Source organism: Cronobacter muytjensii ATCC 51329, from assembly GCF_001277195.1.
In the GTDB taxonomy this organism is placed as follows: Bacteria; Pseudomonadota; Gammaproteobacteria; order Enterobacterales; family Enterobacteriaceae; genus Cronobacter; species Cronobacter muytjensii.
On sequence record NZ_CP012268.1, the window covers coordinates 1160438 to 1179006 of the forward strand.

17 protein-coding genes are annotated in these 18569 nt (G+C 56.5%); 16 read left to right on the forward strand and 1 reads right to left on the reverse strand.

What is annotated here, in order from left to right:
- Positions 1 to 61: 61 nt before the first annotated feature.
- The 3 genes from udk to asmA all read left to right on the forward strand — a co-directional run bounded on the left by udk (position 62) and on the right by asmA (position 3240).
- A complete protein-coding gene (gene udk, locus AFK63_RS05320) occupies positions 62 to 703 on the forward strand; it encodes a uridine kinase (protein ID WP_004386755.1) in 642 nt (213 codons plus the stop codon).
- 83 nt (positions 704 to 786) lie between these two features.
- A complete protein-coding gene (dcd, locus tag AFK63_RS05325) occupies positions 787 to 1368 on the forward strand; it encodes a dCTP deaminase (RefSeq protein WP_038861923.1) in 582 nt (193 codons plus the stop codon).
- 30 nt (positions 1369 to 1398) lie between these two features.
- The gene (gene asmA / locus AFK63_RS05330) at positions 1399 to 3240 is read left to right on the forward strand and encodes an outer membrane assembly protein AsmA (protein WP_038861925.1); all 1842 of its coding nucleotides are present in this window, start codon (positions 1399 to 1401) and stop codon (positions 3238 to 3240) included.
- Positions 3241 to 3291: 51 nt separating this feature from the next.
- Here the strand turns inward: asmA and AFK63_RS05335 are convergent, their stop codons facing one another.
- Positions 3292 to 4881 (reverse strand): TerC family protein, encoded by a 1590-nt coding sequence (locus AFK63_RS05335; protein WP_038861927.1) that lies wholly within the window; start codon positions 4879 to 4881, stop codon positions 3292 to 3294.
- A gap of 732 nt (positions 4882 to 5613) precedes the next feature.
- On the opposite strand from AFK63_RS05335, the gene AFK63_RS05340 reads away from it, so the two are divergent.
- From AFK63_RS05340 to wcaI, 13 genes are all read left to right on the forward strand, one after another.
- Complete coding sequence (locus AFK63_RS05340; protein ID WP_071603654.1) at positions 5614 to 6753, forward strand: polysaccharide export protein; 1140 nt, start codon at positions 5614 to 5616, stop codon at positions 6751 to 6753.
- A gap of 5 nt (positions 6754 to 6758) precedes the next feature.
- On the forward strand, positions 6759 to 7202 hold the full coding sequence (gene wzb, locus AFK63_RS05345) for a low molecular weight protein-tyrosine-phosphatase Wzb (protein ID WP_038861928.1): 444 nt from the start codon (positions 6759 to 6761) through the stop codon (positions 7200 to 7202).
- A gap of 2 nt (positions 7203 to 7204) precedes the next feature.
- A complete protein-coding gene (wzc, locus tag AFK63_RS05350; RefSeq protein WP_038861929.1) occupies positions 7205 to 9367 on the forward strand; it encodes a tyrosine-protein kinase Wzc in 2163 nt (720 codons plus the stop codon).
- Between the two features lie 189 nt (positions 9368 to 9556).
- Positions 9557 to 10402: a colanic acid biosynthesis glycosyltransferase WcaA gene (gene wcaA / locus AFK63_RS05355; protein WP_038861931.1), complete on the forward strand. Its 846-nt coding sequence runs from the start codon at positions 9557 to 9559 to the stop codon at positions 10400 to 10402.
- 2 nt (positions 10403 to 10404) lie between these two features.
- Positions 10405 to 10893 (forward strand): colanic acid biosynthesis acetyltransferase WcaB, encoded by a 489-nt coding sequence (gene wcaB, locus AFK63_RS05360; RefSeq protein WP_144420918.1) that lies wholly within the window; start codon positions 10405 to 10407, stop codon positions 10891 to 10893.
- On the forward strand, positions 10890 to 12107 hold the full coding sequence (gene wcaC, locus AFK63_RS05365; protein WP_038861939.1) for a colanic acid biosynthesis glycosyltransferase WcaC: 1218 nt from the start codon (positions 10890 to 10892) through the stop codon (positions 12105 to 12107). The genes wcaB and wcaC overlap by 4 nt, the downstream gene beginning before the upstream one ends.
- Positions 12082 to 13302, forward strand: a complete 1221-nt coding sequence (gene wcaD / locus AFK63_RS05370) for a colanic acid polymerase WcaD (protein WP_038861944.1) — start codon at positions 12082 to 12084, stop codon at positions 13300 to 13302. The genes wcaC and wcaD overlap by 26 nt, the downstream gene beginning before the upstream one ends.
- Before the next feature lie 14 nt (positions 13303 to 13316).
- Positions 13317 to 14069: a colanic acid biosynthesis glycosyltransferase WcaE gene (gene wcaE, locus AFK63_RS05375; RefSeq protein ID WP_038861945.1), complete on the forward strand. Its 753-nt coding sequence runs from the start codon at positions 13317 to 13319 to the stop codon at positions 14067 to 14069.
- Between the two features lie 22 nt (positions 14070 to 14091).
- Positions 14092 to 14640 carry a colanic acid biosynthesis acetyltransferase WcaF gene (gene wcaF / locus AFK63_RS05380; protein WP_038861949.1) on the forward strand — a complete coding sequence of 183 codons (549 nt, stop codon included), beginning with the start codon at positions 14092 to 14094 and terminating at the stop codon, positions 14638 to 14640.
- 134 nt (positions 14641 to 14774) lie between these two features.
- The gene (gmd, locus tag AFK63_RS05385) at positions 14775 to 15896 is read left to right on the forward strand and encodes a GDP-mannose 4,6-dehydratase (RefSeq protein ID WP_004386768.1); all 1122 of its coding nucleotides are present in this window, start codon (positions 14775 to 14777) and stop codon (positions 15894 to 15896) included.
- A 2-nt stretch (positions 15897 to 15898) separates the two neighbouring features.
- Positions 15899 to 16864, forward strand: a complete 966-nt coding sequence (gene fcl / locus AFK63_RS05390; protein WP_038861951.1) for a GDP-L-fucose synthase — start codon at positions 15899 to 15901, stop codon at positions 16862 to 16864.
- Between the two features lie 2 nt (positions 16865 to 16866).
- A complete protein-coding gene (locus AFK63_RS05395) occupies positions 16867 to 17346 on the forward strand; it encodes a GDP-mannose mannosyl hydrolase (protein WP_038861954.1) in 480 nt (159 codons plus the stop codon).
- Positions 17343 to 18566 carry a colanic acid biosynthesis fucosyltransferase WcaI gene (wcaI, locus tag AFK63_RS05400; protein ID WP_038861956.1) on the forward strand — a complete coding sequence of 408 codons (1224 nt, stop codon included), beginning with the start codon at positions 17343 to 17345 and terminating at the stop codon, positions 18564 to 18566. Before AFK63_RS05395 ends, wcaI begins: the two co-directional genes overlap by 4 nt.
- Positions 18567 to 18569: the final 3 nt, after the last annotated feature.

Consider the following 18569-nt stretch of genomic DNA (forward strand, 5'->3'; position numbering starts at 1 on the left):
GTCTGGCGCGACGGCGTCACCCTTCCTTTTCTCTTTATTATGTAAACCAGGTCGCTAATTTATGACTGACAAGTCCCATCAATGCGTCATCATCGGCATCGCCGGCGCATCGGCTTCAGGTAAAAGCCTTATCGCAAGCACCCTCTATCGGGAGCTGCGTGAACAGGTCGGTGATGAACACATTGGTGTTATTCCAGAAGACAGCTATTACAAGGATCAAAGCCATCTGTCCATGGAGGAGCGGGTTAAAACCAACTATGACCATCCTAACGCGATGGATCACAACCTGCTGTTTCAACACCTGCAAATGCTGAAAGCAGGCAAACCCATTGAGCTGCCGGTTTACAGCTACGTGGAACACACCCGTACCGCGCAGACGGTACATATCGAACCGAAAAAGGTGATTATTCTGGAAGGGATCCTGTTGCTCACCGACGCGCGCCTGCGCGAAGAGATGAATTTCTCGATTTTCGTCGATACCCCGCTGGATATCTGTCTGATGCGCCGCATTAAGCGCGACGTCAACGAGCGCGGCCGTTCTATGGACTCCGTAATGACGCAGTATCAGAAAACGGTGCGTCCGATGTTCCTGCAGTTTATTGACCCTTCCAAGCAGTACGCTGACATCATCGTGCCGCGCGGAGGCAAAAACCGCATCGCTATCGATATCCTCAAAGCGAAAATCAGCCAGTTCTTTGAATAAGCTGCGTTTTGCGTGTACCGTTCCAGAAGTTACTCTCAGGCTTTCGGCGTTCGCCGGAAGCCTGAACACATCAGGAGAGTGTAATGCGTCTTTGTGACCGAGATATTGAAGCCTGGCTGGACGAAGGCCGACTGGCTATCACCCCGCGTCCGCCAGTGGAGCGCATTAACGGCGCCACGGTGGATGTGCGTCTTGGCAATAAATTCCGTACCTTCCGCGGCCATACCGCCGCGTATATCGATTTAAGCGGCCCGAAAGATGAAGTGAGCGCGGCGCTCGATCGCGTGATGAGCGATGAGATTGTGCTGAAGGACGGCGAAGCGTTCTTTCTGCATCCGGGCGAGCTGGCGCTGGCGGTGACGTATGAATCCGTCACGCTGCCTGCGGATCTGGTGGGTTGGCTCGATGGCCGCTCGTCGCTGGCGCGTCTTGGGCTGATGGTGCACGTTACCGCGCACCGTATCGATCCTGGCTGGCAGGGCTGTATCGTGCTGGAGTTCTATAATTCAGGGAAGCTGCCATTAGCGCTACGCCCTGGCATGTTGATAGGCGCGCTGAGCTTCGAGCCGCTCTCCGGCCCGGCGGCGCGGCCTTACAACCGCCGTCAGGATGCGAAATACCGCGATCAGCAGGGCGCTGTCGCCAGCCGTATAGACAAAGACTAAACGCCTGCGGGCCGGTCTGCAGAGGATGCCATGAGACGAGTTCTGACCACGCTGATGATCTTACTGGTGGTGTTTTTCGCCGGTCTTTCCGCGCTGGTGATGCTGGTAAATCCCAACGATTTTCGCAGTTACATGATAAGCCAGGTGGAGCGGCGCAGCGGCTATCAGCTTAAGCTCGACGGCCCGCTGCGCTGGCACGTCTGGCCGCAGCTCAGCATTCTCTCGGGCCGGATGAGCCTCACCGCGCCAGGCGCCAGTCAGCCGCTGGTGAGCGCCGACAACATGCGCCTCGATGTGGCGCTGTTCCCGCTGCTGTCGCATCAGCTCTCTGTGCGTCAGGTGATGCTGAAAGGCGCGGTGGTGCAGCTCACGCCCCAGAGCGAGGCGCGTCATGAGCCGGGCGCGCCGGTTGGGCCGAAAAACAGCGCGCCGCCGGTGGAAGATACCCGCGGCTGGTCGTTCGATATCGCACGTCTTAAAGTGGCGGACAGCGTGCTGGTGTTTCAGCACCAGGATGATGAACAGATAACCGTTCGCAATATCAACCTGCAAATGGAGCAGAACGAGCGGCATGACGCGCAGCTGGAGTTAAGCGGCAAAGTAAGCCGCGACCAGCGCGATCTTACGCTTTCGCTCTCCGCGGCGCTGAACGCCGGCGACTATCCGCAAACGCTGAGCGCGACGGTGTCGCAACTCTCCTGGCAACTGCATGGCGCCGACCTGCCGCGTGACGGCATTCAGGGCGATGGCACGTTCCAGGCGCGCTGGCTGGAGGCGGAAAAACGCCTGGAGTTCAGCCAGCTTAATCTCAAAGCCAACGACAGCCAGCTGGCGGGGCAGGGGAGCGTGACGCTCGGCGACGTGCCCGCCTGGGATCTTGATTTACACTTCACTACGCTGAATCTCGAAAAACTGCTCGCGCCCGATCCGGCGACCACCACGGCGGTTGCCCAGCAGGGTCAGCAGAGCGCGCTGCCGCGCCCGGTGATCGCCGCTGAAGTCGAAGAGGCGCCCTATACCGGGCTTCGCGGCTTTAACGCCAGCGCGCGTATTCAGGCTGACAGCGTGCGCTGGCGCGGGCTCACCTTCAACGATGTCAACGCCGACATGCGCAATCAGGCGGGGCTGCTGGAGCTGAAAACGCTCCGCGGCAAACTGGGCGCAGGCGAGCTGTCGCTGCCGGGCACACTCGACGCCCGTAAAGATGTTCCGCAGGCGCGTTTCGCCGTTAACGTCAAAAATATTGAGGTGGGCGAGATCCTGCGCGCCTTTAATTATCCTATCGCGCTGACCGGCAAGATGAATGTCGACGGCACGTTTCGCGGCGATCGTATCGATGCAGCGGCGTTTCGTGAAAACTGGGAAGGCGAGGCGGCGCTCAGTCTGACCGGCAGCCGCATGGAAGGGCTTAACTTCCAGCAACTGATCCAGCAGGCGGTGGAGCGCAGCGGCGGCGGCGTCAGCGCCCGTCAGGATTTTGACAACGCCACGACGCTCGACAGTTTCACCACACACGCCACGCTGGATCACGGCGAGCTGGCGCTTGACGAGATGCAGGGGCGTTCATCGCTGCTGGCGTTAAGCGGCGAAGGCACGCTTGATCTGGTGCGCGAGCAGTGCGACACGCGCTTTAAGGTGCAGGTCACCGAGGGCTGGCAGGGCGATGACAAGCTGGTGCAGTGGCTTAAAGCCACGCCCGTACCGCTGCGCGTCTACGGCTCCTGGAAAGCGCTTAACTACAATTTGCAGGTCGATCAGCTGCTGCGTAAGCATATGCAGGATGAGGCGAAGCGTCGCCTGAGTGACTGGAGCGAGCGTCACAAAGGCAGCAACGACGCGCAGGATGTGAAAAAGCTGCTCGATAAACTTTAAGCGCAGCACAACAGTGTAAAAAAGCGGCCCTGGCGGCCGCTTTTTTTGGTGTTATGCATCTTCTGGCGGGCTCTCCTCAGGCGCGGCCTGGGCGACAATCTGCACCTTCTGGATGCGGTGTTGCTCCACCTTCAGGGTTTTCAACTGGTAATGCCCGACCTTCAGCGTTTCGCCCACGCCGGGTACACGCTGTAAATACTCCATCATCAGCCCGGCCAGCGTGTGGTATTCGCGCTTCTCATCGAGCGGCAGCGGCACATACTGAATTAAATCTTCCAGCGGCATATGGCCGTTGGCGGTCCAGCTACCGTCGGCGTTTTTCTGGATGTCGTGGCGCGCGTCAATCTCTTCCACTTCATTCGGCAGGTTGCCGGCGATGGTCTCCATCACGTCGCTCAGGGTAACCACGCCCTCCACCGAGCCGAATTCATCCACCACAAACGCGAAGTGGGTACGGGCGTTGCGAAACTGCTCCAGCGCTTTTAACAGCGGCAACCCTTCAGGGAAGACCAGGGGCTGGCGCACCAGTGCGCGCAAATCGAGCGGCTCGCCGCGCAGCGACTGTTGCAGCAGGTCGATAATGTGCACCACGCCCAGCAGATCGTCATCGTCCTCTTCGCTGCGCACCACCACGCGGGTGTGCTGATTGCGCTCCAGCAGCGTGCGCACCTGCGCCTCTGGCGCGTTGATGTCGATATGCTCCACGTCGTGGCGCGAGGTCATAATGCTGCTGACGCTGCGCTGATTAAGGTTCAGCACGCGCTCGATCATCAGTTGTTCCTGAAGATTAAACAGCGGGTGGTTGTCGTAGTCGGCAAGCAGCGACGCGGTCTGCGGGTCGAGATCGGCATCTTCTTTTTTACCGCTGATAAGCCGCATTACCGCTTCCGTGGTGCGCTGGCGAAGCGTGCGGTTAGCGGTAGAGAGAAAGCGGCGGCGGTTGAAAATCGCGAGCTGGTTGAGCGCTTCAATCATGATGGAGAAACCAATCGCCGCGTAGAGATAGCCTTTCGGAATATGAAAGCCGAAGCCGTCGGCGATAAGGCTAAAGCCAATCATCAGCAGGAAGCTCAGGCAGAGGATAACAATCGTCGGGTGGTGATTCACAAAGCGCGTCAGCGCCTTGCTCGCCAGCAGCATCAGCGACACGGCGATAATCACGGCGGCCATCATGACCGCCAGATGATCAACCATGCCCACGGCGGTGATCACCGAATCGAGCGAGAAGACCGCATCAAGAACCACGATTTGCGCCACCACCGCCCAGAATTTCGCGCCGCGCCGCTGCGTCGGGTTGGCCGTGTCCTTGCCTTCGAGCCGTTCGTTAAGCTCCACCGTCGCTTTGAAGAGCAGAAACAGCCCGCCCAGCAGCATGATGAGATCGCGGGCGCTGAAGCTGAAGCCTTTTACGGTCAGCAGCGGCGTGGTGAGCGTCACCAGCCAGGAGACAGACGCGAGCAGGCCGAGGCGCATCACCATCGCCAGCATCAGACCGGTGACGCGCGCGCGGTCGCGCTGGGCAGGGGGCAGTTTTTCAGCAAGGATGGCGATAAACACCAGGTTGTCGATTCCGAGCACCAGTTCCAGCACGATAAGCGTGGCCAGACCAGCCCAGATAGAGGGGTCGGCAATCCATTCCATATGAGGTCAGTTACCTTTTAAGATAAATAGCAGTCTGATGATCCTGGATAAACCGCGCTTAAATTGCAATGTGAGGCAGAATTATCTGAACCATTAACAGTGGCGGGAAAATAACCAAAAAAGGCAAATTAATGCTAATAAATAGCCAGATGCCATATTTTGGTCATAATCAAAAAGAATGAAATAATAATATTACCAAGATATATCTTAATTAGGTTGTCTGCGTAGTTTATTCCCGCCTGGCTGTCAACATGAAGAAAATCCTAAAAGCATTAAATTGCGCTGTTCATATTATTCTTAAAAACAGCCTCGCAACGGTGCGTTAACTTGCCTGCTAAAACTTTAGCTGCAACAATCCACTCAGCATTTCTTATTCCCACCGGCACACAAGGTTTTTTCTTTGTGCGTTATGAATGAGCGGTGCGCCAGCGTAATGAACCGTCTCTTTCAATAAGACAAATCCAATTGGAAGAGGCTTCACAGGGGTGTGTCAATATAACCGTCTGTTTTTGCAGTAGATTGGTAACTGAAAGCCAAGGGCGGTAGCGTGCCTGAAGTCTGTCAATTAGCCTCAATTATTCTGTCAATAGTATATGGGTAAATAAGCGACTTTTAGGAATGATTCCAGTTATATTCTGGCGCCTGACGCCGCATTCTTGATGCAGGAACAAGCGGTACGGTGGCTTATTTAAAGGGTCAGAATAATTACTCTGCCAAAGTGATAAAAATTCAATGATGAAATCCAGACTGAAATTGATGCCTTTATTGGTGTCTGTAACCTTGATGAGCGGTTGCACTGTTTTTCCCGGCAGCAATATGTCTACGATGGGAAAGGACGTGATCAAGCAACAGGATGCAGACTTTGATCTTGACCGGATGGTGAACGTATATCCGTTGACGCCGCGACTGGTAGAACAATTACGTCCTCGTCCGAATGTCGCCCAGCCGAATATGTCTCTCGATCAGGAGATTGCCAGCTATCAATATCGCGTAGGGCCAGGCGATGTGCTGAACGTCACCGTCTGGGATCACCCGGAGCTGACCACGCCTGCGGGCCAGTACCGCAGCTCCAGCGATACCGGCAACTGGGTGCAGCCAGACGGCACCATGTTCTATCCCTACATTGGCAAAGTCCACGTTGTTGGCAAAACGCTCGCTGAAATTCGCAGCGATATTACCGGCCGTTTAGCGCAGTACATCGCTGACCCGCAGGTGGACGTTAATATCGCCGCATTCCGCTCGCAAAAAGCGTACATCTCAGGCCAGGTGGCGAAATCGGGCCAGCAGGCCATCACCAACGTGCCGCTGACCGTGCTTGACGCGATCAACGCCGCAGGGGGTCTTACGGAAGACGCCGACTGGCGCAACGTGGTGCTGACCCACAACGGCCAGGAGCGCCGCATCTCCCTGCAGGCGCTGATGCAAAACGGCGATCTGAGCCAGAACCATCTGCTCTATCCGGGCGACATCTTATTCGTACCGCGTAACGACGATCTGAAAGTCTTCGTCATGGGCGAAGTGAAGAAACAGAGCACGCTCAAAATGGACTTCAGCGGTATGACGCTGACCGAAGCGCTCGGCCAGGCCGAAGGCATCGATCTGAACACGTCTAACGCCAGCGGCATCTTCGTTATCCGTCCTCTGCGCGGCGACAAGCAGCGCGGCGGCAAGATTGCCAACATTTACCAGCTCGATATGTCCGATGCCACTTCACTCGTGATGGCGACGGAATTCCGTCTGCAGCCTTATGACGTGGTCTATGTCACCACCGCACCGGTGGCGCGCTGGAACCGTCTTATCAACCAACTGCTGCCGACCATCAGTGGTGTCCGTTATATGACGGATACGGCAAGCGACGTTCACAACTGGTAACGCGTATGTTTAACAAAATTCTTGTGGTTTGCGTGGGGAACATCTGTCGTTCCCCGACCGCGGAGCGATTGCTTAAACGCTACCTGCCGGAGGTGACGGTGGCGTCCGCAGGGCTCGGGGCGCTGGTCGGGAAGGGCGCGGACGCCAGCGCGGTAAGCGTAGCGGCCGGGCACGCCCTCTCTCTGGAGGGCCATGTGGCCCGCCAGATAACCAGCGCGATGTGCCGCGATTACGACTTAATCCTCGCAATGGAAAAACGCCATGTCGCCTCGATTTGCGAGATGGCACCGGAGATGCGCGGCAAAGTGATGCTGTTTGGTCACTGGGACGACCAGCGCGATATTCCCGACCCGTATCGTAAGAGCCGGGACGCCTTTGAGGCGGTTTACGCACTTCTGGATCACTCTGCCCGCCAGTGGGCGCAGGCACTGAAAACGCAGCAGGGATAACGATGACTGATAAAGTGAGACATTCTGCCGCTCCGGCGGAGGGCGGCGACGAGATAGATATTGGACGCCTGGTCGGTACCGTAGTGGAAGCGCGCTGGTGGGTGCTTGGTATTACGGCGCTGTTCGCGCTGGGCGCGCTGATTTATGTCATGTTCGCCACCCCCATCTACAGCGCCGATGCGCTGGTGCAAATCGAGCAGAATCAGGGCAACTCGCTGGTGCAGGATATCAGCACGGCGCTGCAGAATAAGCCGCCAGCGTCCGATGCGGAAATTCAGCTGATCCAGTCCCGTCTGGTGCTTGGCAAAACGGTTGACGATCTTGACCTCGACATCGCCGTTGAGAAAAAGACCTTCCCGCTATTCGGCTCAGGCTGGGAGCGACTGATGGGCCGCGCCAACGAGACCATCAAAGTGACCACCTTCAATCTGCCGAAAGGCATGGCGGAGGAGGAGTTCACCGTCGCGGTCCTCGGCCCGAAACAGTATCAGCTCACCAGCAGCGGCGGCTTTAGCGCCCGCGGCGAAGTGGGTAAACCGCTCAGCAAAGACGGCGTCAGCATCACGGTCTCGGAAATTCACGCCCAGGAAGGCAGCGAATTTACCGTCACCAAATACTCGACGCTCGGCATGATCAATCAGTTGCAAAACAACCTGACGGTGACCGAAACCGGGAAAGACACCGGCGTGTTGAGCCTCACCTATATGGGTGAAGATCGCGATCAGATCCGCGATATCCTCAACAGCATTACCCGCAACTACCTTGAGCAGAACATTGAGCGTAAGTCGGAAGAGGCGGCCAAGAGCCTGGCCTTCCTCGCCAAACAGCTTCCGGAAGTGCGCGCGAATCTGGATGTCGCGGAGAACAAACTCAACGCGTACCGCCAGCAGCAGGACTCCGTAGACCTGCCGCTGGAGGCTAAAGCGGTGCTGGATTCGATGGTCAACATCGACGCCCAGCTCAATGAGCTGACCTTCAAGGAAGCGGAAATCTCCAAGCTCTACACCAAAGCGCACCCGGCGTACCGCACGCTGCTGGAAAAACGCCAGGCGCTGGAAGATGAGAAAGCCAAGCTGAACAACCGCGTCACCGCGATGCCGAAAACCCAACAGGAGATTGTCCGTCTGACCCGCGACGTGGAGTCTGGCCAGCAGGTTTACATGCAGCTGCTGAACAAACAGCAGGAGCTGAAAATCACCGAGGCCAGCACCGTGGGCGATGTGCGCATCGTCGACCCGGCAATTACCCAGCCGGGCGTAGTGAAACCGAAGAAAGCGTTGATTGTGCTGGGCAGCATTATTCTCGGCCTGTTGCTCTCCATCGTGATTGTGCTGCTGCGTTCGCTCTTTAACCGCGGTATCGAAAGCCCGATGGCGCTGGAAGAAGCCGGTATCAACGTTTACGCGAGCATCCCGCTTTCTGAATGGCAGAAATCACGCGACAGCGTGAAGACCGTCAAAGGCGTCAAACGCTTCAAACAGAGCCAGCTGCTGGCCGTGGGCAACCCGACGGATCTCGCCATCGAGGCTATCCGCAGCCTGCGCACCAGTCTGCACTTCGCCATGATGCAGGCGCCAAATAACGTGTTGATGCTGACCGGCGTAAGCCCGTCTATCGGTAAAACGTTTGTCTGCGCCAACCTGGCGGCGGTCATCAGCCAGACCCATAAACGCGTGCTGCTGATCGACTGTGACATGCGTAAGGGTTACACCCACGAGCTGCTGGGCACCACCAACGTCAACGGGCTTTCCGACGTGCTGGCCGGGCAGGGCGATATCAGCCGCTGCGCGCAGAAAACTTCTGTGCCGGGCTTCGACCTGGTGCCGCGTGGCCAGGTGCCGCCGAACCCATCTGAGCTGCTGATGAGCGAACGTTTCGCGGAGTTGGTGAAGTGGGCGAGCGCTAACTACGACATGGTGCTTATCGATACGCCGCCTATCCTTGCGGTCACCGATGCCGCCGTGGTCGGCCGTCACGCCGGCACCACGCTGATGGTGGCGCGCTATGCGGTCAACACGCTCAAAGAAGTGCAGACCAGCCTGAGCCGCTTTGAACAGAACGGCATCCAGGTCAAAGGGGTTATCCTCAACTCCATCTTCCGTCGCGCTTCAGGCTATCAGGACTACGGCTACTACGAGTACGAATACAAATCGGATCATAAGTAGCAGCATTACCCCTCACCCCGCCCTCCCGCTTTCTGCGGGAGGGAAAGCACCCCCAACGGCAGGCATAGTTTCTTCCTCTTTTAAGAGGAGGAGGGCGGGGGCGAGGGTAAAGAACACGGCACAGCCCGCTGCGGCTGCGCCCTTGCGGCAACGTGCATAACTTTCCATTTAGCATTCGGAGACACCACAATGACCAGCACAGCGCGCCCATTAGTTTCTGTTTACATGCCGACGTGGAATCGCCAGCAACTGGCCATCCGGGCTATTAATTCCGTGCTGCGCCAGGACTATGACAACTGGGAGCTTATCATTGTCGATGACTGCTCCAGCAACTGGGAACAGCTGCAAAACTTCGTTCTGGCGCTCAACGATCCGCGCGTCAGCTATACGCGCAACGATTTCAACTCCGGCGCGTGCGCGGTACGCAACCAGGCCATTTTGCAGGCGAAGGGCGAATTCATTACCGGCATTGACGATGATGACGAATGGATGCCGAACCGTCTGTCGGTCTTTCTCGCGCACAAAGACAAGCTCAACCAGCACGCGTTTCTCTACGCCAACGACTATCTGTGCGAAGGGCAGGTGTACTCGCAGCCGAACAGCCTGCCGCTTTACCCAAAATCGCCGTGGTCGCTGAAGCTGTTTTACAAGCGCAACATCGTTGGCAACCAGGTGTTTACCTGGGCCTGGCGTTTTAAAGAGTCGCTGTTTGATAACGAGCTTGCCGCCGCCCAGGACTACGACATGTTCCTGCGCATGGTGGTCAACTACGGCGAACCGTGGAAAGTGGAAGAGGCGACGCAAATTCTGCATATCAACCACGGTGAAATGCAGATAACCAAATCCGCGAAAAAGTTTGCCGGTTATTTCCACTTCTATCGCAAACATAAAGACAAATTCGACCGTGCGAGCAAAAAGTATCAGCTATTTACGCTCTATCAGATCCGTAATAAGCGCATGAACTGGCGCACGCTGCTGACGCTGCTCTCTGTTCGCAATACCAAACGTCTGGCTGACAGCCTGCGGGGGAAATAATGCTGCTTGAGGATCTGCGCGCCAACTCATGGAACCTGCGCCCCTGCTGCATGGTGGTCGCCTATCGCATCGCGCACTTCTGCTCGGTGTGGCGCAAAAAAAATGTACTGAACAACCTCTGGGCGGCGCCGGTGCTGCTGCTCTACCGCTTTTTTACCGAGTGTTTCTTCGGCTATGAAATCCAGGCCGCCGCCACCATTGGCCGCCGCTTCACCATTCACCACGGTTATGCCGTCGTCATCAATAAAAACGTGGTAGCGGGCGACGATTTCACCATTCGCCACGGCGTCACCATCGGCAACCGCGGCGCGGATAATCTCGCCTGTCCGGTCATCGGCAACGGCGTGGAGCTGGGAGCGAATGTGGTGGTGATTGGCGATATTACTATCGGCAATAACGTGACTATCGGCGCGGGCAGCGTGGTGCTGGACAGCGTGCCGGATAACGCGCTGGTGGTGGGCGAAAAAGCGCGGGTGAAGGTAATTAAATGAATATTTTACAGTTTAATGTCCGCCTCGCAGAAGGCGGCGCAGCAGGCGTAGCGCTGGATCTTCACCAGCGCGCCCTGCAAAAAGGGATGCGCTCTCGTTTTATTTACGGCTATGGCAAGGGCGGCAAAAAAAGCGTCAGTCACGACAATTTCCCGGAAGTGGAAAAACATACGCCGCGTCTGACCTCCATTGCCAATATTGCGCTGTTCCGCTTTGCAAACCAGGATCTTTTCGGCTCGCTCGACGGGCTGTATCGCCGCGTCACCCGCACCGACGGGCCGGTGGTGCTGCATTTTCATGTACTGCACAGCTACTGGCTGAATCTCGATAAGGTGGTGGCGTTCTGCCAGAAGCTCAAAGCGCACAAGCGCGACGTTAATTTCGTCTGGACGCTGCACGACCACTGGAGCGTTACGGGCCGCTGCGCGTTTCTCGACGGCTGCGAAGGCTGGAAAACCGGCTGCCAGAAATGCCCGACGCTGGATAACTATCCGCCGGTCAAAGTCGACCGCGCGCGCAGCCTGGTCGACAGCAAACGCCAGCGTTTCCGCGATATGCTGGCGCTCGGCTGCCATTTTATTTCGCCAAGCCAGCATGTCGCCGACGCTTTCAACAGCCTCTACGGGGCCGGACGCTGCAAAATTATCAATAACGGCATCGATGTGGCGACGGAAGCGATCCTCGCCGAATTGCCGCTGATGGCGCCGGGCACCGGCGCGCCGAAAATCGCGGTGGTTGCGCACGATTTACGCTATGACGGCAAAACCAATCAGCGCCTGGTGCGCGATCTGGTGGCGCTCGGCGATAAAGTCGAAGTGCACACCTTCGGCAAGTTCTCGCCATTTGAGGGCGCCAACGTGGTGAACCACGGCTTCCTCACTGACAAGCGCAAACTGATGAACGATCTGAACCAGATGGACGCGCTGCTGTTTACCTCACGCGTCGACAACTACCCGCTTATCCTCTGCGAAGCGCTCTCGATTGGCGTGCCGGTTATCGCCACCCACAGCGAGGCGGCGCAGGAAGTACTGCATAAATCGGGCGGTAAAACAGTCGATGAGGGCGAGGCGCTGTTGCTTGCGCAGCGCGGCAAAGCGCAGATCGCCGAAGCGGTATTCGGCACCACGCTTGAGGCCTTCCGGGCGCGCAGCCGGGAAGCGTACAGCGGTCAACAGATGCTGGAGGAATATGTCTCGTTCTATCAGAATCTGTAGCTATCTGCTGCTGCCGTTCATCTATCTGGTGGTGAACGTCAAACTGGCGCAGCTCGGCGAGAGTTTCCCGATTACGATTGTGACGTTTTTGCCGGTGCTGCTGCTGTTGTTCGTAGACAAGATAAACCTGAAAAAGCTGATGATTGCGCTGGGCATCGGCGCGGGTCTGACGCTTTTCAACTATCTGTTCGGTAAGTCGCTCGACGCCAGTAAATATGTCACCTCGACGATGCTGTTTCTCTATACGGTCATCATTATCGGGATGACGTGGAGCATCCGCTTCAAGACCATCTCACCGCGTAACTACCGCAAAATCCTGCGGCTGTTTTACCTGGTGGTGGGCTTTATCGTCGCGCTGGCGGCGCTGGAGATGGCGCAGATTATCCTCACCGGCGGCAGCAGTCTGATGGAGAACATCTCGAAGTTCCTCATCTACAGCAACAGCTATGTACTCAATTTCATTAAGTTTGGCGGCAAACGCACCACGGCGATGTATTTCGAGCCGGCGTTCTTCGCTCTGGCGTTAATCTCAATTTGGCTCAGCATCAAACAGTTTGGTATCAAAACCCCAAAAACCGATGGTATGATTCTTTTAGGGATAGTCTTATCGGGTTCGTTTTCGGGCGTGATGACATTTATCCTGTTTTATTTGCTTGAGTGGGCGTTTCAGTATCTTAATAAAAACGCGATTCGTAAAAAGTTGCCGCTGGCAATTGTTTCCCTGGCTGTCTTTATCGTGGGCGTGGTGTTCGCCTTCCCGTATATCGCGGAGCGTATCGGTGATTTAGGCACAGAGGGTTCGTCATCCTATTATCGCATCATCGGACCGCTGGTCATGGTGGGATATTCGCTGACGAATATCGATGGTGTAGTGCGTTTTGGTTCGCTTTACGAATATGTCGCATCATTCGGAATTTTTAACGGTGCGGACGTCGGAAAAACAATAGACAATGGGCTCTACCTGCTAATCATTTATTTCTCATGGTTTGCAGTGTTACTCACCGGCTGGTATTTGTTCAGGGTCGGGAAAATGATGATTAACGCTTTTGGTAATAATCAGAATTTTCGCGTACAGCTGTGGTTATTTACACCTGTATCCCTGTTTTTTACCGGTTCGATTTTTAGCCCGGAATATGCGTTCTTAATTGTTTGTCCGTTTATTCTGCGTAAAGCGTTAAACATTACAGATTCCTGATGAGGTAGGCCCGGATGCTTTTAAGTGTAATTACTGTCGCCTGGCGCAATTACGAAGGGGTGGTGAAGACCTGGCAGTCCCTGGCCCACCTGGCGCAGGCCCCGGAAATCGAGTTTGAATGGATTGTCGTGGACGGCGGCTCAAACGACGGCACGGCGCAGTTCCTGGAAGATCTCGACGGTCAGTACAACCTGCGTTTCGTCAGCGAAAAAGACAACGGCATTTACGATGCGATGAATAAAGGCATCGCTATGGCCAATGGTCGCTTTGCGATTTTTCTGAATTCCGGTGACGTATTTCATCCGAATGTGGCAGACGTAGCGCGCCAGCTGGCCGCTGCGCCTGCGAATGAAGACGCGATGTATATTGGCGACGCGCTGCTGGATTTTGGCGACGGCAATAAAATTCGCCGCAGCGCGAAAAGCGGCTGGTATATTTACCACAGCCTGCCTGCCAGCCATCAGGCCATTTTCTTCCCGGTTTCCGGGCTTAAAAAGTACCCCTACGATCTGCAATATAAAGTCTCATCCGATTACGCGTTAACCGCCAAAATGTATAAATCCGGCTACGGCTTTAAAAAGCTGAAAGGACTGGTGTCAGAATTCTCAATGGGCGGCGTGTCAACCTCGAATAATCTGGAATTATGTCAGGACGCTAAAAAAGTTCAGCGCAACATATTACGGGTTCCTGGAATATTAACAGAACTTTCTTATTTATTACGCATGCGTACGACCGGAAAAGCTAAGGCGCTGTATAACAAAGCATAAAGCCTTGCCATAAGGAAAGCATATGCAGGATTTAAGCGGATTCTCGGTGCCGAAAGGTTTCCGGGGCGGGCACCCTATTAAGGTTCAGTTGTGGTGGGCGGTTCAGGCGACGCTTTTTGCCTGGTCTCCACAAATATTATATCGCTGGCGCGCCTTTTTATTACGGTTATTTGGCGCGCGTATTGGTAAAGGTGTGGTCATTCGCCCTTCGGTGCAAATTACATACCCCTGGAAATTAACTATCGGCGATTACGCCTGGGTCGGGGATGACGCGGTGCTCTACACGCTCGGGGACATCACTATCGGCGCCAACGCCGTGGTGTCGCAGAAATGCTACCTGTGCACCGGCAGCCACGACTATATGAGCCCGCATTTTGATATTACCGCCGAGCCGATTGTGATTGGCGAGAAGGCCTGGCTTGCGACGGATGTGTTTGTCGCACCGGGCGTCACTGTCGGCGCAGGCACGGTGGTTGGCGCACGCAGCAGCGTATTTAAGACGCTGCCGGCGAACAAGATCTGCCGTGGCAACCCGGCGCAGATTGTTCGTGACCGCGTAGAGACGCAATAACGCGTCACGCCACAACAGATTTCCCCTCTCAAGCCGAGAGGGTTTGGGAAAGGGGAGCAGGACACTGATCCCTGAATTAATAAACGGCCTGGTGAGCCAGGCAAAGTCCGATTTAAACAGAGGAAAAACAAATTATGAGTAAAGTTGCTCTCATTACCGGCGTAACCGGACAAGATGGCTCCTATCTGGCTGAGTTTCTGCTTGAGAAAGGGTATGAAGTTCACGGTATCAAACGCCGCGCGTCTTCTTTCAATACCGAGCGTGTTGACCATATCTATCAGGATCCGCACAGCAGCAACCCGAAATTCCACCTGCACTATGGTGACCTGACGGATACCTCCAACCTGACCCGTATCCTGCAGGAAGTGCAGCCGGACGAAGTGTACAACCTGGGCGCGATGAGCCACGTAGCGGTCTCTTTCGAATCCCCGGAATACACCGCAGACGTAGACGCCATGGGCACCCTGCGCCTGCTGGAAGCGATTCGCTTCCTGGGTCTGGAGAAGAAAACCCGTTTTTATCAGGCGTCCACCTCTGAGCTGTACGGCCTGGTGCAGGAAATTCCGCAGAAAGAGACCACGCCGTTCTACCCGCGCTCTCCATACGCGGTCGCGAAACTGTACGCTTACTGGATCACCGTGAACTACCGTGAATCCTACGGCATGTACGCGTGCAACGGCATTCTGTTCAACCACGAATCTCCGCGTCGTGGCGAAACCTTCGTAACCCGCAAAATTACCCGCGCTATCGCCAACATCGCTCAGGGTCTGGAATCCTGCCTGCATCTGGGCAACATGGACTCCCTGCGTGACTGGGGCCATGCCAAAGACTACGTGAAAATGCAGTGGATGATGCTGCAGCAGGAGCAGCCGGAAGACTTCGTTATCGCAACGGGTGTGCAGTACTCCGTGCGCCAGTTCGTCGAAATGGCGGCCGCACAGCTGGGCATCAAACTGCGCTTTGAAGGCAAAGGCGTGGAAGAGAAAGGCATCGTAGTCTCCGTGACCGGTCACGACGCACCGGGCGTGAAGCCGGGCGACGTTATCGTTCAGGTTGACCCGCGTTACTTCCGTCCTGCTGAAGTGGAAACCCTGCTGGGCGACCCGACCAAAGCACACGAGAAACTGGGCTGGAAACCGGAAATCACGCTGCAGGAAATGGTCTCTGAAATGGTCGCGAAAGATCTCGAAGCCGCGAAGAAACACTCGCTGCTGAAATCTCACGGCTACGAGGTTGCCATCGCGCTGGAGTCCTGAGCATGAAAAAGCAACGTATTTTTGTGGCCGGCCACTGCGGGATGGTGGGGTCGGCCATCGTTCGCCAGCTTGAGCAGCGCGACGACGTCGAGCTGGTGCTCAAAGGGCGCGACGAGCTGAACCTGCTGGACAGCGCGGCGGTCAACGCGTTCTTCGCGGATGCCGCGCTTGACCAGGTTTACCTGGCGGCGGCGAAGGTGGGCGGCATTGTCGCCAACAACACCTATCCGGCGGACTTCATCTACGAAAATATGATGATTGAGAGCAACATCATTCACGCGGCGCATCTGCACAACGTGAACAAGCTGTTGTTCCTCGGATCGTCGTGCATCTACCCGAAACTGGCCAACCAGCCAATTAAAGAAAGCGAACTCCTGCAGGGGACGCTGGAGCCGACGAACGAGCCGTACGCTATCGCCAAAATCGCGGGCATCAAGCTGTGCGAGTCTTACAACCGCCAGCACAACCGCGACTACCGCTCGGTGATGCCGACCAACCTGTATGGTCCGCATGACAACTTCCACCCGAGCAACTCGCACGTTATCCCGGCGCTGCTGCGTCGCTTCCATGAAGCGACCCAGGAGAACGCGGCGGACGTAGTGGTGTGGGGCAGCGGTACGCCGATGCGCGAATTCCTGCATGTGGATGACATGGCGGCCGCCAGCATTCACGTGATGGAGCTCGACCGCGAAGTGTGGCAGGAGAACACCGAGCCGATGCTGTCGCACATTAACGTGGGCACCGGCGTCGACTGCACCATTCGCGAGCTGGCGCAGACCATCGCGAAAGTGGTGGGCTACAAAGGCCGCGTGGTGTTTGACGCGTCTAAACCGGACGGTACGCCGCGCAAATTGCTCGACGTTAATCGTCTGCACTCACTGGGCTGGTATCACGAGATCTCACTGGAAGCGGGCCTTGCCAGCACATACCAGTGGTTCCTTGAAAACCAGCATCGTTTCCGGGGGTAAGGATGTTTTTAAGTCAGGAAGATTTTGCCACCGTGGTGCGCTCCACGCCGCTTATCTCCATCGATCTGATTGTCGAAAACGAGCAGGGGGAGTTCCTGCTCGGTCATCGCACCAATCGTCCGGCGCAGGGCTTCTGGTTCGTGCCTGGCGGTCGGGTTCAGAAAGATGAGCCGCTGGCGCAGGCGTTTGAACGCCTGACGCAGGCGGAGCTTGGCAAACGCTTTTCGATGCCGGAAGGAGAGTTTTACGGCGTCTGGCAGCACTTCTATGACGACAACTTCTCCGGGACCGACTTCACGACCCATTACATCGTGCTGGGTTTCCGGCTGCGCGTAAACGCGGAGGCGCTCAACCTGCCCAAAGAGCAGCACGAAGCCTACCGCTGGCAGTCGCCCGCCTCGATCGTGGCAAGTGAAGATGTGCATGACAACAGCCGCGCCTACTTTATGGCTGAACGCTTTGCCGGAGTACCGGGCTTATGAAAATCCTGGTTTACGGCATCAACTACTCGCCGGAGCTGACCGGTATCGGTAAGTACACCGGCGAGATGGTGGAATGGATGGCCCGTCAGGGCCATGAGGTGCGGGTCATTACCGCACCGCCATACTACCCGGCCTGGAAAGTGGGGGAGAACTACTCCTCCTGGCGCTGGCGCAAAGAGCAGGGCGCCGCCACGGTGTGGCGCTGCCCGCTTTATGTCCCGAAACAGCCTTCTACGTTAAAACGCCTGATCCATCTCGGCAGCTTTGCAGCCAGCTCGTTCTTCCCGCTGCTGGCCCAGCGTCGCTGGAAGCCGGATCGCATCATCGGCGTGGTGCCGACACTGTTTTGTACGCCGGGCATGCGCCTGCTGGCGAAGCTCTCCGGCGCGAAAACCGTGTTGCACATTCAGGATTACGAAGTGGACGCCATGCTCGGTCTTGGCATGGCGGGCCGCGGCAAGGGGGGCAAAATCGCCCGTCTCGCCAGCCGTTTTGAGCGCAGCGGTCTGCATAACGTCGATAACGTGTCGACCATTTCGCGCTCCATGATGAACAAAGCCAAAGAAAAAGGGGTCCCTGCGGAGCGCGTGATTTTCTTCCCGAACTGGTCCGAAGTGGCGCGGTTCCGGGATGTGAAAACCGAAGACGTCGACGCGCTGCGCCGCGAGCTGGGTCTGCCTGCGGATAAAAAAATCATCCTCTACTCCGGCAACATCGGGGAGAAACAGGGGCTGGAAAACGCCATTGAAGTGGCGGCCCGCTTTACCGACCAGCCGTGGATTTTCGCGATTGTCGGCCAGGGCGGCGGCAAAGCGCGCCTCGAAAAAATGGTCGCGGAGCGCGGGCTCACTAACGTGCGGTTCTTCCCGCTACAGCCTTATGAAGCGCTCCCGGCGCTGCTCAAGATGGCGGATTGCCATCTGGTGATTCAAAAGCGCGGCGCAGCCGACGCGGTTCTGCCGTCCAAGCTCACCAATATTCTGGCGGTGGGCGGCAATGCGGTTATCACGGCGGAGAGCGACACCGAGCTCGGACAGCTCTGTATCGCGGAGCCTGGCATCGCCGTCTGCGTGGAGCCAGAGTCGGTCGACGCGCTGGCGGCAGGGATCGAAAGCGCCCTGGCGCTGCCCAAAGACAACACGGTGGCACGTGAATATGCCGAACGCACGCTCGAAAAAGAGAACGTGTTAAGCCAATTTATCGCTGATATTCGGGGTTAAGCC

Coding starts and splice junctions, on each gene's coding strand:
- udk (WP_004386755.1), top strand. CDS start 62: ATGACTGACAAGTCCCATCAATGCGTCATCATCGGCATCGCCGGCGCA.
- dcd (WP_038861923.1), top strand. CDS start 787: ATGCGTCTTTGTGACCGAGATATTGAAGCCTGGCTGGACGAAGGCCGA.
- asmA (WP_038861925.1), top strand. CDS start 1,399: ATGAGACGAGTTCTGACCACGCTGATGATCTTACTGGTGGTGTTTTTC.
- AFK63_RS05335 (WP_038861927.1), bottom strand. CDS start 4,881: ATGGAATGGATTGCCGACCCCTCTATCTGGGCTGGTCTGGCCACGCTT.
- AFK63_RS05340 (WP_071603654.1), top strand. CDS start 5,614: ATGATGAAATCCAGACTGAAATTGATGCCTTTATTGGTGTCTGTAACC.
- wzb (WP_038861928.1), top strand. CDS start 6,759: ATGTTTAACAAAATTCTTGTGGTTTGCGTGGGGAACATCTGTCGTTCC.
- wzc (WP_038861929.1), top strand. CDS start 7,205: ATGACTGATAAAGTGAGACATTCTGCCGCTCCGGCGGAGGGCGGCGAC.
- wcaA (WP_038861931.1), top strand. CDS start 9,557: ATGACCAGCACAGCGCGCCCATTAGTTTCTGTTTACATGCCGACGTGG.
- wcaC (WP_038861939.1), top strand. CDS start 10,890: ATGAATATTTTACAGTTTAATGTCCGCCTCGCAGAAGGCGGCGCAGCA.
- wcaD (WP_038861944.1), top strand. CDS start 12,082: ATGTCTCGTTCTATCAGAATCTGTAGCTATCTGCTGCTGCCGTTCATC.
- wcaE (WP_038861945.1), top strand. CDS start 13,317: ATGCTTTTAAGTGTAATTACTGTCGCCTGGCGCAATTACGAAGGGGTG.
- wcaF (WP_038861949.1), top strand. CDS start 14,092: ATGCAGGATTTAAGCGGATTCTCGGTGCCGAAAGGTTTCCGGGGCGGG.
- gmd (WP_004386768.1), top strand. CDS start 14,775: ATGAGTAAAGTTGCTCTCATTACCGGCGTAACCGGACAAGATGGCTCC.
- fcl (WP_038861951.1), top strand. CDS start 15,899: ATGAAAAAGCAACGTATTTTTGTGGCCGGCCACTGCGGGATGGTGGGG.
- AFK63_RS05395 (WP_038861954.1), top strand. CDS start 16,867: ATGTTTTTAAGTCAGGAAGATTTTGCCACCGTGGTGCGCTCCACGCCG.
- wcaI (WP_038861956.1), top strand. CDS start 17,343: ATGAAAATCCTGGTTTACGGCATCAACTACTCGCCGGAGCTGACCGGT.